Raw genomic sequence first — 13727 nt, 5'->3', positions numbered from 1 at the left:
GCCGTGGCGACTTTGCAACACTATGTGTCCGAACCATCCTCAAATAAGGGCGCAACGCGCAGTCAACGCTCAGCGCCATTCTCTCTCTACAGGAGCAACGATGATGGCGAATCAACCGCAACACACCGGCGATGCTGGCGTCGCATTAATAAAATCCTTTGAAGGGCTACGGCTGGAGAAGTATCGCGATGCCGTCGGCAAGTGGACCATCGGCTACGGGCACCTGATCCTGCCGAACGAGAACTTCCCCCGCCCGATTACCGAAGCGGAGGCTGACGCGCTGCTGCGCAAGGATTTGCAGACGAGCGAGCGCGGCGTGCACAGGCTGGTGACGGTCGATCTCGACCAGGATCAGTTCGACGCGCTGGTGTCGTTTACCTTTAATCTCGGTGCCGGGAACTTGCAGAGCTCGACGCTGCTCAAGCTGTTAAATCAGGGCGAATATACGCAGGCCGCCGACCAGTTTCTGCGCTGGAACAAAGCGGGCGGCAGAGTGCTGCCCGGCCTGACACGGCGGCGTGAAGCGGAGCGGGCGCTGTTTTTGCAGGCGGGTTAGCGCTTGTTAACCAGCGCGTTAAGCCAGCTTTCCTCGTGATCGGGGCGCTGATCCTGTGTTATCCACATTTTATGGATTGTCAGCTCAGGCAGGGGTGCCAGCAGCGCGGTCAGCCGGGACTCCGTCATATCGCTAAAACGACGGCCCGCCAGTTCGCGCTCGCTGTCGCCATATTTAAACGACAGATACCAGATGCCGCCGGGTTTCAGCGCGCGCGCCAGGGTGTTTATCACCGCAGGTAATTCCTTATACGGGACGTGCAGCAGCGAGGCGCAGCACCAGATCCCGTCGTACTCCTGCGTTTCATTCAACTGGTCGAAGGTCATCTTCTTCACCGGCAGCCCGCTGTAGTGACGCGCCAGCGCCACCAGTTCGGCAGAGGCGTCGAACGCTTCCACGTGGTAACCCTTGCGGGCAAAGGCCAGCGCATCGCGCCCGGAGCCGCATCCCGCATCCAGCACGCTCGCCTGTTCCGGCAAGTGCGCCATAAAGTCGGCGTACAGCGGCGACATATCGAGATCGACCGTGCCGTCGAAGAAGGTTTGTGCATGGTTCTGGTAGTAATTCATCGTCATCAGAGCACTCGCTGTTGTTGTCTCTCTGGAGCCCAGGTTTTTAGCTGTGAAGCCAGCGCCCTGTTCCAGCGGTCATTCAGGAATGCTCTGCGCTTCGGTTCACTGTTACCGGTCTGGTTGATAATCGCCTCATGCAGCGGCAGGCGGCTATTAATAAAATACTCATTACGGGCATGCAGGCGCGCCAGCAGCTGCAAGGTCGGCAACTGGGCGAACTTACCCTGCGCGCCACGGTTGCAACTCTGGCAGGCCAGCACCAGGTTCCAGACGCCGTTCAGGTTGACGCCTGGCAATCCTGCGCGCGCCATCAACGGGATAAAGTGATCGACGTCGGCTAATAGCGGATCGCCGTTTTCGAGACTTATCGGCGCATGGCAGTAAAAACAATGCCCTTTCTGGTAACCATTGAGGCTGTTCCGGCAACTGGTCAGCGTGATGCGCGCGCTTTTAAGCTGGGTAAAAAGCGTTTGCTGCTCATCATCATAGTGAACGTCCAACAGCTGCGGCGGCAGGTTCATCTCCCAGGCCTTTTCGACCAGCGTCCAGCGCGCATCCGTCTCATGGACCAGGTTCTGGAACTGCGGCGTCTGCGTCAGGCGGTAAAAATCATCCGTCAGGCGAATGCCTTTGCCTTCGCGCTGCTCATCAATAAAAAACTGCTTCTCAATCGGCCCGCCGTTGACGTTATGGAACGCCTTCAACACCACCTTAAAACCCAGCTTCGCCGTCACCTGCAACAGCTCATCGTAACTAATCTCACCCCGATTAAACTGCAAGCAGGCGGTGATAAACGGGCCGGGTTTGCTGGTGTTGAGGATCTGCTTTGGTGCGTTTCTCAGATGCGCGCAGATGTGCTGGCTAAAGGGGATCGCCAGATCCTGCAAGGAGATGAAGGTATTGCTGCGATCGATATCGTACAGCGCATGCGCCAGCGCGAACTTATAGGTCGCGAAGTTGTTGCCAAAGAGGATCACCCCCCGCCAGTAGTTTTCCAGCGTGGGATCGACCTGGTAAAAACGCATAGGTTTTCCTGGTGATGGATTACCGGTGAATGTTACGTGATCACATAACAAATGCGCAGTGATGTAAATCACCCAACAATTGGTTTGGTGAATTTATGAGGGGAGGAGAGGGGAAGGTTTAGCGCTGAAAATTTCAGCACTTGGCAGACCTTACGCGCGGCGCTGCTTGCATGGAGGCGATTGACAGGTATAATCCAACACGTTTCCGCATCCCCTTCCGTGCCGGAGTGGCGAAATCGGTAGACGCAGTTGATTCAAAATCAACCGTAGAAATACGTGCCGGTTCGAGTCCGGCCTTCGGCACCATAAGATGCAAAGATAAGTCGCCTAAGAGCGGCTTTTTTTGTGTTTGAAATCCTACACTTACTCGCCTTGCACCATATCTTCATTCTCTCAGGTCCAACCGACATTAACGTATGTGTATCAACAGATGTTGGTACACATGATGGTATTTCAGGTTCGATAATCTTTGTACCTGTGGGGGCATTAGCGCTGCCAGGACAAATATCAATAACAGATCGATCCGGAAGACATTTTGCCTGGTAGTTATAAAGTTTTTATGTATCTACAAAACGAATCTAGAATGTATTCTTGAATAGTTATCAATAGTTTTTTATAAATGGAACAGGCTACTTACTAAGAGATGCGCTATGAAGACTTTTGATACCCAACTTGCTATGAGTATTGTCTCGCACTCGACAGGGGGATTCAGTTATGACACCCTCGCCAGGGCGTTGATTTCAAAGGGTGAAAATGTAAGTACAGAAACTCTTCTTGAATCATGTCACTCCTTTTGCCTTGTTTTAGTAGAGAAAGGCATTTTGAAAAGATGCCATAAATGTCCGAATGCACAGGATGAGTACTTCGAGTATATCCCTCACTGAGAACTGTCTCAGAAACTTTTTACCGTGTGTACCGATTCGCTTCTTGCAACCCCTGCTTTTCTGAGGTAGCTTTGCTACAAACTTTTGGGGGAGCGATTGTGAGCAACATCAACTTAATAACAACCTGCACGAATGGTAAAAATAGTGATAGCAAGACGATATTGAGTTTAAGTCAATTTTCATCAGGCCGGACTCCTTCAAATATCTTGATTAATTCTTGGTGTAGTGCCCTGAACAAGGCCATTTCTAATTCATTAACTGTAAGCGTAAAGGACCTCTATAAAGGAGGGCATTGGGCAACAGCAAAAGAAGTTTTGAAAAAATATCCTGTTGATCTATGGGTGATTTCTGCCGGTTTAGGGCTTCTACATCATCAAGATAAAGTGATCCCTTACAAAGCAACTTTTGCAGTTGGATACGAGGAGTCAATACCATCCTATTCAAGTGAATATATTGGTAAAACTTTCCATCGAACATGGTGGAAGGAAATATGCGAGCGCTCATTTTTTAAATCTAAGCATCCAACATCGATTGCCGAATTAATGAAAAGTAATAAAAGTGATTATTTTATTATTTGTGGGTCTCCTGATTATATTAATGCAATTGAACTTGATGTGCTCAATGGCCTCGATTATTTAACTGATTCAAATAAGCAATTACTTATAATAACATCAAAAAAAATCAATGATAGACTACAAAAATATTCATTCAAAACAAGCCAGAAAATGGCTACATGGCTTAAATGTAATATGTTAACGCTTAATATCAGCATGGCCAAATATTTAATCAATGAGTTTTCTACTGGTAATTTAGATGATTTAAGTGAGCTTTCATTACGTATATCGGATGAGTTGCAAGAGTTACCTGCGTATGCAACAAAAAAAGGAATCCGACGTAGTCCGGAAGAAGTTAACCATTTCATTTTAGAGATCATGAAACAAGAGCCTGGGCTTAGTGCAACACATGCTTTGCGTACCTTTCGAGACTCAGGAAACTCATTTGAGGAAAAACGATTCCGGGCTGCGTTCAAGGCTCTATCTGGTACTAAACCTTAATGCTACTGGCGGGGGATTTATGATAGAATCCTTCGTTTTTTGAGGCTTTGCAGTGGCGTCACAGGAGAATAAGTTGTCGAAGCTAAAGTATTTTTTCCCTGATAGTCAGGATTTTATCGATCCCAGTTTCGACTTCCTCCGCGAAACCCGTAATGAACATCGCGTACGACAACGTGACGATCATTATCCACATGAAGTTTTTTCTCGCCCTTACGACGGTATGCTGGTTTCTAAAGCCGTTGTGGATGGCCTTGGCGGCGGTGAGAGCAAATATACGCGTGCCCAGCGTTTGCGTTACTTCCGTAATGGCATGAAGCATTTTTTCCGTCTACCGGAAAATATGGAAACCATGGGTGACTGTGGTGCATTCACCTATGTCAATCAGGATGTCCCTCCATATCGGGTGGAAGAGGTAATTGAATTCTACGAAACTTCTCGCTTTAACCATGGTGTCTCTCTCGACCATATCGTCTTTGGCTATGAGAAACCTGGTGAAGTATTCAGTGGCGAAGTGTTGGCTGAATGCCGCCGACGCCAGGATATTACGCTGACCTTGGCTCAAGAGTTTTTGAACAAGTCACAAAAATCCTGTTTCTCTGCCTTTGGTGTAGCACATGGATGGAGCAAATCCTCCTACCGTCAATCCGTCGAAGCTCTGCTGGCCATGGGATACAAAAATATCACCATGGGGGGGATGGTGCCTTTGAAAACGGCGCAGATCCTTGAGACTCTCGAAGAGATTAAACCGTTGCTGAAAAGTGATACACGTGTTCACTTGCTTGGTATTGCTCGCCCAGAGAGCTTCGCCGACTTTATCAAATTTGGTGTGACTAGTATTGACTCGACTACACCGCTGCAGCAGGCCTTTAAAGATCGGAAAAATAACTACCATACCCCCGATGGCCCCGGCTATACCGCTGTGCGTGTTCCTCAGTTTGATGCAAATCCAAGTTTGAGCCGCAAAATTAAATCTGGTGTGATTGATCAGGATGTTGCCCGGCATCTGGAAAAAGATGCCATGAATGCTTTGTTTGAATACGATAAAGGGGCTTTTTCTCTTGAGAAGACCCTTGAGGCAGTCTTAGCTTATGAACGCCTACATTCGGGTGAAAAAGAGGCTGAAAAAATTTGTACGGATTATGAGCGCACGCTGAGAGATCGCCCCTGGAAACAGTGCCAGTGTAATATCTGCCAGGCTATTGGTATTAACGTCATCATTTTCCGTGGCGCAGAACGTAACCGTCGCCGCGGTTTCCATAATATTCAGGTGCTGTATAACCGTTTGCAGCACACATTGTCATTACGCTCAGAGGAACTGTCATGAGTGAATATCGTGTTCCCGCTCTGCGGATTCGTCAGGGTGAGGAGAGGCAACTCTACAGCCTCGCGATAGAAGGTAAGCAGATAAGTAAAATTGCTGCGATTTCGCGTATTCGCCGCGGCGAAGAGAATTTGGTTGGTTATCAGCGCCCAGAAGTACGTAACCATATTCGTGAAATTCAGCGCTACATTGAGAGCGCGAATCCGATGATACCAAACCCAGTGATTATCGCTTTCGACAAGCGTGTGCGTTTTGAACCGCTTACAGATAATGGCGACATGGGGCATCTGGTTATACCTTTCTCTGAAGATAAAGATTTTGAGAAACCTGGGTTTATTGTGGATGGTCAACAGCGTACCGCAGCTTTACGGGATGCGGAAATCGACTCGTTTATGATGCCAGTCTCCGCATTTATCGCCAATGACGCTGAAGAGCAGCGTGAACAGTTTATGCTCGTGAACTCAACCAAACCGCTGCCGAAAACGCTCCTGTATGAGCTGGCACCGCATACCCACGGGCGTCTGCCATCCGATCTGCAATTACGTAAGTTTCCTTCGCTGCTAACTCAACGGCTGAACTTTGGTGAAGGCCCACTTGCGGGGCGCATCAAAACAGCGACCAATCCGGATGGAGTTATTGCTGATAATTCGATGATCAAAATGATCGATGCCAGTCTTCGTGAGGGAGCTTTGTATCGTTTCCGCGACCCGGCCACAGGTTTGGGGGATGAAGAGAAAATGGTTAAATTGCTGAATAATTTTTGGTCGGCTGTAGAAACCGTATTCACTGATGACTGGGACAAAAAGCCTCGCTATTCACGCTTGTTACATGGCGTTGGTATTCTTGCGCTTGGAAGTTTGATGGATGAAATCGATCAAGTACATCAGGACTATAAAGGTGAACCTGGTTGGACCGAGATCCCTTCCTATACTCGTTTTGTCGAAGAGCTAAACCGAATTAAGCCGCTTTGTGCATGGAGTAACGGGGTGTGGGACTTCGGCACGGATATTGACGGTCAGCGAATCGTTCGTAAATGGAATGAGCTGCAAAATTTGTCAAAAGATATATCTTTGGTGACTGATTATCTTGTAACAAGCTATATAAAAGCGGCAAACGCAAACCTCTAAAAAAATAAGGGGCGAATGCCCCTTATTTTTTATACGTCAACACTCATGGGTTGTTGAAGACGTGCAACAAAGGCATTCAAAATCGAACCGGCTCCTTTACCTTCAGGATAAATGAGATCGCGACGATGAGGCGTTATCGCATACAGCGCCTGATGTTTTGCGCTTGCTGCGGCAAAAATAAAGTAATCAGCCTGTTTTGCTAAATTGACCAGCTTATCCGTCGCGGTATGGTCATGATTCACATCTACTCTGATCCCCTGAAACAACGCCTCAATCATCCCTCGGGCCCTGCGGGCAGCCCCTTCTGTCAGGGTATAAATGGCGACGCGTTTACCCGAGAGATCCGGAAGTGTTTCAGGCTCGCTATTATTGCTTCGTGCCGGTTCTGGAGGAAACGCAGAATCGGCTCCATTGCCTAATACGTTGATGGCCAGACTACGCATGATGGCACGGGTTGAATGATCGAGGCGCGGCCACACTCCAACAGCAAAAGTCTGAATATCCAACCATAGCGCGTTTCGTTCGGCGTTATCATGTTCCGGTGCATCTAGGAACAGTTCGATCATCTCTCCCAACGAGGGCAGATTTTTAAGTGAACTGCCGCGCTCAATAATGAGTTGCAGTGTCGCAACGAAATTCTGATATTCAACACGGCTGAGAGAACATTGCAGGAAATATTCGGTTGCTAGGGTCGCCAGTTTAATGTCCGCTGGACTGACGCTTTGTTCCATCGCCAGTACATCCACCCATTTCAGCCATGTTGTACTCTGCAAATGAAGCTGGTTTTTCCCCAGCCACTCGATAAAGGCGGGCATGGCATTGCGTAATGTTGAAAAGGCGTGCGGCGGAAAATCCTGCGCCAGCAGGTGAACAAAGGCCGACTCCTGGAAGGAGGTGGCGGGCCAGTGCTCACTCTCCAGTGCAACAACCTGCATCAAAGCGTTGCTATCGGCATCGGGTTCGCGCAGACGTGAGAACCAGTTGTCCCAGCCGGTGATGCTCACAGTAGCAAACCGGTTGATACTCTCAATCAGCGTTTCCAGAAGCGGGGTTTTCTTGGCTTGATCAAGCAGTTGTGGAGATACCGTGCTGAGTATCTTAGCATAGCTCTCCAGCGTTTCGGCTGTGGCTGTCAACGACGATTGTAGATAACTGGCCAGAGATTCAAGTGTTGTTGGCGGCAGCGACAACGAGACAGGAGAAGAGGTCGGGGTATCGTACCCGGTGCCCTTGAGTTCGGCCCAGTGCTGTAATTCCTGAAGCCATCCTGATTTCAGCGCGTCAGGCATCATGCTGAGCAGGGCTTGTTCACCCGCCAGCGCCACGCCAATTGCCCAGCTTCTCCAGGCGTTAAATTCCTTTTCTTCGCTTCCTAGCAGTGGAACCTGGGTAAAGAGCGGTTGGAGCGCCAGGAAAGCCGGGCGCAAAGCCGATGGCGGCCCCTGCATGTAGCTCAGGGCATCATGGCCCAGATAACGGTGCTGATAAGCGGCAAGCAGCATTCTGGTCAGCGACGAGGGAATGCGTCCTCGGATCAGATCGGGCAGATCCTGGTGGTTTAGCAAGGCATCCCAATTTTGCCATTTTCCGGCCTGCTGAAGCTCAAGTAGCAGCAGATTGCGTTTGGAGAGCAGACCGTTATCGCGCAGTTCTTGCAGAAAGTTATTGCTGGCCTCCACCTCTTTTTGATTTGTAGCCAGCATGAAATCGCTGAGGATACGGCCAAACGGACGCTTGCTGGTGCGAACGAGCGATGGGCGCAGGCGGAACAGGTTAATCACCTCTTGCAGGGCGGCAAAAACCCGCGTTTTCGCCTGCTTATCTTCACGTTTGCCTTTCAGCAACTCAATACGAATAAACCCTGTTGGGCTATGTTCCAGGAGTGCGGTTTCCGCCGCGAGAGTGGGGCCAGAAGTCGGGATCAGGTAAATTCGGCGGTCGGGGTCAACGTCAGCTGAACCAAGTCGGGCATCGATAACTTTGGTGAGTTCCTGCAGGGTGCGCTCATCTTCCGCCATCGCGAAGAAAACCCAGTGCTGGCGGTCGCACCAAGGCAGAATAATGGGCCATTCACCGTCCAGTGCGCTCGCCACTAAAGGCAATAGCGCGTTTTTCTGCTCGGCCGCATAAGCGCCGGGGGCGTCGCTTAGAAGTTTTTCGAGGCTGAGCAAATTGTTTTCGCCAAAGAAGGCTCGAAGCCAAGAGGGAATGTTATTCATCGCTGTCACCGAAGGTATATTGCCCACCGAACTCAATCAGTGCGTCAGAAATGAGGGTTTTGTTGCTTGAGAACATCAAATGCTCATCGTTAAGGTTCGCACCACTCCAGGTGTAGTTCATCGAACCTTTCAGGAAGAAGTGCTTTGTTAACATGCCCTTGGCATGCAGGTTCTCATAATAGGAGTATTGCATATCATGATCTGGCGAAAGTCTTGCCTGCAGTCGCTCTACGAACACTTTGTTAAGCGTGTCCGGGCGAGTAACAATCCTGAGTGGACAGCCGTTATTTACCGCCGTCGCCAGTAGCTCCTGGAAACTGATCATTCTGGCCCCCCACGACGGATCAAGAAAACTCCATTGCCCCCCGCGATTATCAATGACGTCAAAATCGCTCATCCATGGCGAGATCAGCCAGATGAGTTCAGGGTATAGGATAAGCCCACTGAACTGCGCACTCAGTACTTCCCGCAGTTGTCGCTGTCCGAGAGGTCCGTGGAGAAATATTTGTCGTTGCTCTTCCATTCATCTTTCTCCTTACTGCAGGGCTTCAGCCAGTTCGACCCGCAACACGATGTTGCCGCCTCGATAGTCGACGGCCCCCATTCTCGGGTAGAGATGCAGGCCGAAATAATCGATAGGTGCCAGTTGTAACGCGGACACGATCTGTACAACCTGTTGGCGGGCCACCCGGGGGATCAACAATTCAGCAAAACCTTCGCGAGAGATCGCCGTGTGGATCTGCGAAAGCCAATCGCTGTCGGTCACATCGATCTGCGTTGCATGTTGCCGGAATAAGGTGCTGAGCAACAGCCTTTCCGTGAGTTTTAGTCCGTTATCAAAGGGGTTGTAGTAGCTGAGTATCGACTGACGGAGGATATTGCCACGCTGCCACAGCATGCCCTGAATCTGGCAAAAACGGTCGAAAATTTTTGTGACGTTCGCTCCGGGGAGTTCCTGAATTGCCTGGGTATGGGCGAAGATGTTCAGGCTAATCTCATAACCAGCTTTGGCCTCCAGCGCCCGCCATTCGCGCAGATATTCCAGCAAGCGCCGATCGTGAGAAGGCTGGCTGCCAGGGCGAAGTATGCGAGTATACAGCACAGACATAAAGCTGTGAGACAGGGCAAAACCTTGTTTTTTTAGCTCAGCTCGTAGGTGTCCATTCGCCATCCGGCGATCGTGATGGCTCCCGGCCAAGCGCAGATTGTTCAGCGTCTGCTGCAATGTGGTGCTTGAAGAGAGTAGCGAGAGCAGTTCGAAGAGATCGTCATCGATCTGCTCGTAGTCGCTGGCGGCGAAGCTACGGATAAACAAATTCAGCAGGGCGACCGGATCGCTGTGGAACGCTTCTTCGAGACGGGTGATAATCCCGCAGCCCCCCGGCTCTGATTCAGTGAGCCAGATATCGAGTTGATTACCATCAAGAACGCTGTCGACGAGCAGTCCTCTGTCGTCCACTTCAGGCAGCAACAGATGACTGGTCTGTTTTACGGCACCTGAAAAGGTGTTGATCAACAACGTCTGGAGCCACTGGCAAAAAGAGGCATTTTGGCTTAGATCATCAGTCAACACGGCGCTATGCGTATCAAGCATTACAAGCAGTTCTGGCTCGTTGAACAGACTCCTCAACTGCTGCTGTAATTCCTGGCGCTCCGCTGAATCCTCTCCATCTTCGTTGTTTTCAAAAATGTTTTCAGCCTGGAACAGCGAATCGGCAATTGTCGCCAGCGACTCTCTGCCCTCAGGTGTGCGCAGGGCGTGAATTGCATCAGCGAGGGTGGTGGTGCTGACAACTTCTTTGGTCAGCGCCGCCATATAGCACTCGTAGATCCAGTTAGCGGTGAAACTGTCATATTCAAATCGAGCTTCATTGCTAATACAGTGGTGGAAATAGAGCGTTCTGAGAGACCCGGCTAACTTTGTATCATTCATGACCTGCTGATGCAGCGCGGAAGGCAGCGTAAAACTCAGTTTCATGCCATCCACCCACTGGCGTGCACCCACTGCTACCGGGTTACCGTTTTCGACCCATCTGAAATTCACCCAAGCCTGTTGTTTGCTTTTACTGCGTAGTGAAGCGCTGGCTGCGGTGGCATAACGAGTCAGCTCAAGGGGCGTCATATGTTGATGTGTATAAAACGTGGCGGACCGCAACACTGTGCTCCATGGCCCAGCGGGGATCGCCATCGCTTCGGCATGGGCATCTGTGGAAAAGTGAGTGTTCCACGTCAACTGAGAGTTACTCTTCTCAGTCAGATTTTGTTTGAAATCAAGAGATCGGGTAAGAATTTGCAGAGGACGAATGACTTTTAGCTGCGATGCATCCGCAAGGGTTATCAGACACTCCGGCTGCCAGGTATCACCAAATGCCTCGTTGATGTCGAAATCGACGTCTGAAACCTGGTTCAGTTGCGGCACAAAATTGTTTGGCACCAGCCAATCGGCTTCCAGATCGGAATAAATGGCGTAGCGCTTGGAGATGCGACCCGGTGCAAACTCCTTCAGGCCCTGAATAAATGGCAGATTTTCATATTTTGTAAAGCGGCGTTCAAGCTGGATGCTCAGTTCAGGCAAGTTCAGCTGACTGAAAAGTGCTGCTGGAATAAACGAAGGCAGTGGTGAACGCCCCATCGATCTGTCTGCACCGGGAATACCCATCAGTGACCACCGGGTGGTCAATTGACGCTTCATAGTTGGGAGCAGTTCCATCATGATAGAGCGCGGCGGCGACCACATAACGCGCTGAAGCTGCGGTTCGGTAATTTTAAGCGCGTAGTATAAGTATTGTTCCAGTTCCTGCTGAGAGACTTCCTTTTCCAGCACAGCGGAAATCAAAGTGAGCATGCGTTCCAGATGCCTTTGCTGCTCTTTGCTTTTGGGCGGATTGTTCAGCAATGACCAGATGTTACTACCAGGAATCTTCATGCTTAGCCAGTCCAGAGTTGCCATCGCTGCCTGCATTTTCTGGATATGGATATTGCCCAGAGGAAGCGACTGGCTCTTGATTTCCGGCGTCACCAGCTCCTCATAACGCTGGTACACCACGCGATCGCGACCGAATTCTGACAGCACGACCACCATCCAAGGGCGCATGGTTCTTGAGCGTCCGGCACGGCCTTTGCGTTGAAGATAAGAGGCGACATTGCGCGGTGCTTTGTGCTGAATCACTGCCCCGACTGAGGGATCGTTAAAGCCGACTTCCAGCGAGGCGGTTGCCACGACAATGTCGGCTTTGGGATTGACTCCGGCATCTTGGCTGGATGTCCGCGCCACGATGGCCCGATCGAGATTATCAAGAGGATGCCCAATATCGATCGCCATTCGCCAGTTTTGACCGGCAAGGGTTAATGCATCGGAAACCCCTTTGTTTTCATTACGTTGAGCTGCCAGCGGAGTTTCGTTAGGCAGAAGCTGTTGTCCGCGCGTACGCCACCCTTCGGCATCGCAAAGCTGATGGTAGAGGCGGTTATTGATATCAAGATCGTCTGTAAAGACGAAGGTTTTTCGTCCCCAAGTGCCGTGCGACGTGGCTTTGCGGGAATCCATAATACGGCGTGCCAGCATACTGGTCTGGATGGTGGTAGAGAGCAACGCCGTTTGCGAAACGGGATCGCCTCGCAGCGCCAATAGATATTCAGCCCCTTCGTCTACCATCTCCTGGAAAGCGGGCTCAATGAGCATGACATGCTTTTTGTTGGCCCCTACCAAGTCTGCGAAGAACCGCTCAGCATCGCTCAACGTTGCCGAGAGGCCCACAAAATGCGGGCGGCAGCGCGCCAGTTGCATCCAGCGACGAAGCAGATAGGCGGTTTGCGCGCCGCTGTTGCCTGAATAGGTATGGACCTCATCGAGCAGAACCACCGGCGGTGCAATTACGTTCATGCCGACGCCGAACAGGTGGCTGGCCTTGTTGTTGCCGAGATGCTGGTTGAGCATTTCAGTGGTAGTAAACAAAATATCCGGCGGGTTATTCATCATTGAGATGCGGGTGAGCACCACTTCATCTTCACCCACGCTGTGCGTGCAGTGCGTACAGCGCAAGATCTCTTTGCCCTGACGGATATCTTCCGCTTTCCAGCGCATTTCGCCTTGGCATTTTGGCGTACTGCAGCGCAGCAGATCAAAAGGAAGATCTTTGTCTTTTTCAACGTATTGGATGCTGTACGGCGTATCGCCAAAGAAGGAGCCAACGCGGATCTTTCGCCCGGAAAGTTTCTTTGCCTGGGTGTCCACTTCGCGGCATTTTCCCCAAGTCTCCATAAACTGATCTTTAAGCAACTCTTTACGCGGATACAGCGCCATTGATCGAACCCGCGCCGAGCGGTCGCGCTGAAGATCGTTGATAAGTGACGTTAGCGCAGGCAGATAAAACGCCAGGGTTTTACCGCTGCCGGTGCCGGCACATACGATGGTGGCGGTTGCTTCTTTGGCATGTGGGTGGTTGCTGTGAAAATCCCATGCCCGCAGGATGCGCGCCGTAGCCCTGGATTGAAAACCGGCTATGGAGAAATCACCGATAAGCGTTAGCAGGGCCTGACGTTTAATGTCGTTCATCCATTCAACGTCGGACCACTGATTCAGCACCTCTTCAGCCGGATGTATCCTTGCCGGGTAACTGCGCGGGCGGCGGATAAAGCGATAGTCAGCCACCAGCGTCCGTGTGCGATTCAACTGCTGGCCGCGAAACCACTGGCGCTGATGGCGAAACAGATGAACAGATTCCGCCATACGCGTGCGATAAAGCCTCATTCCCTGAGTATTGGGGATGCTAAATAACATCGCGGCGTCTTGTAGATCCTGCATCAGCACTTTGCCATTCTCATCAGGAAAATGGTGGGCAAACAGGGACAGAATATCCGCATCCGTAAAGGCCCCTTCCGTGTCTCCCCAGACCAGCAGTTCGGCTTCTCGCCCTTCGAGTATGTCCAGGGCCGCATGTAGACGGATTAAATTCTCTGCAGTCATGT

9 protein-coding genes and 1 tRNA gene are annotated in these 13727 nt (G+C 50.7%); 5 read left to right on the top strand and 5 right to left on the bottom strand.

The features are described 5' to 3' along the window. The first annotated feature begins 103 nt into the window (after nucleotides 1–103). Nucleotides 104–556, top strand: coding sequence for a lysozyme (locus tag EH164_RS19670; RefSeq protein ID WP_042714022.1), 453 nt, complete (start codon nucleotides 104–106; stop codon nucleotides 554–556). Here the strand turns inward: EH164_RS19670 and EH164_RS19665 are convergent. Together EH164_RS19665 and EH164_RS19660 are read right to left on the bottom strand one after the other, a co-directional pair. Further along, nucleotides 553–1131 (bottom strand): bifunctional 2-polyprenyl-6-hydroxyphenol methylase/3-demethylubiquinol 3-O-methyltransferase UbiG, encoded by a 579-nt coding sequence (locus tag EH164_RS19665; RefSeq protein WP_124970263.1) that lies wholly within the window; start codon nucleotides 1129–1131, stop codon nucleotides 553–555. The two genes, EH164_RS19670 and EH164_RS19665, sit on opposite strands and share 4 nt — an antisense overlap. After that, a complete protein-coding gene (locus EH164_RS19660) occupies nucleotides 1131–2153 on the bottom strand; it encodes an HNH endonuclease domain-containing protein (RefSeq protein WP_124970260.1) in 1023 nt (340 codons plus the stop codon). The genes EH164_RS19665 and EH164_RS19660 overlap by 1 nt, the downstream gene beginning before the upstream one ends. Nucleotides 2154–2374: 221 nt before the next feature. Here EH164_RS19660 and EH164_RS19655 point away from each other — a divergent pair. The 4 genes from EH164_RS19655 to dbpB all read left to right on the top strand — a co-directional run bounded on the left by EH164_RS19655 (nucleotide 2375) and on the right by dbpB (nucleotide 6540). Next, nucleotides 2375–2459: transfer RNA gene (locus EH164_RS19655), tRNA-Leu, on the top strand. 676 nt (nucleotides 2460–3135) lie between these two features. Beyond that, entirely contained in the window at nucleotides 3136–4092 is a 957-nt protein-coding gene (locus EH164_RS19645; RefSeq protein WP_241174983.1) for a hypothetical protein, read from the top strand. 73 nt (nucleotides 4093–4165) lie between these two features. Next, on the top strand, nucleotides 4166–5416 hold the full coding sequence (dpdA, locus tag EH164_RS19640) for a tRNA-guanine transglycosylase DpdA (protein ID WP_124970254.1): 1251 nt from the start codon (nucleotides 4166–4168) through the stop codon (nucleotides 5414–5416). Next, the gene (gene dbpB / locus EH164_RS19635) at nucleotides 5413–6540 is read left to right on the top strand and encodes a DGQHR domain-containing protein DpdB (protein WP_124970251.1); all 1128 of its coding nucleotides are present in this window, start codon (nucleotides 5413–5415) and stop codon (nucleotides 6538–6540) included. Before dpdA ends, dbpB begins: the two co-directional genes overlap by 4 nt. 29 nt (nucleotides 6541–6569) lie before the next feature. Here dbpB and dpdD read toward each other — a convergent pair whose 3' ends face one another. The 3 genes from dpdD to dpdJ are packed head-to-tail and all read right to left on the bottom strand — an operon-like array spanning nucleotide 6570 to nucleotide 13725. Continuing rightward, the gene (gene dpdD, locus EH164_RS19630) at nucleotides 6570–8759 is read right to left on the bottom strand and encodes a protein DpdD (protein ID WP_124970248.1); all 2190 of its coding nucleotides are present in this window, start codon (nucleotides 8757–8759) and stop codon (nucleotides 6570–6572) included. Beyond that, nucleotides 8752–9282 (bottom strand): phospholipase D-like domain-containing protein DpdK, encoded by a 531-nt coding sequence (gene dpdK / locus EH164_RS19625; protein WP_124970245.1) that lies wholly within the window; start codon nucleotides 9280–9282, stop codon nucleotides 8752–8754. The genes dpdD and dpdK overlap by 8 nt, the downstream gene beginning before the upstream one ends. A 12-nt stretch (nucleotides 9283–9294) precedes the next feature. Then, entirely contained in the window at nucleotides 9295–13725 is a 4431-nt protein-coding gene (gene dpdJ / locus EH164_RS19620; RefSeq protein WP_124970242.1) for a protein DpdJ, read from the bottom strand. Nucleotides 13726–13727 lie beyond the last annotated feature (2 nt).

It is taken from the genome of Kosakonia sp. CCTCC M2018092 (assembly GCF_003864115.1).
Classification (GTDB): Bacteria; Pseudomonadota; Gammaproteobacteria; order Enterobacterales; family Enterobacteriaceae; genus Kosakonia; species Kosakonia cowanii.
This window is presented reverse-complemented; position numbering and strand designations above follow the sequence as displayed.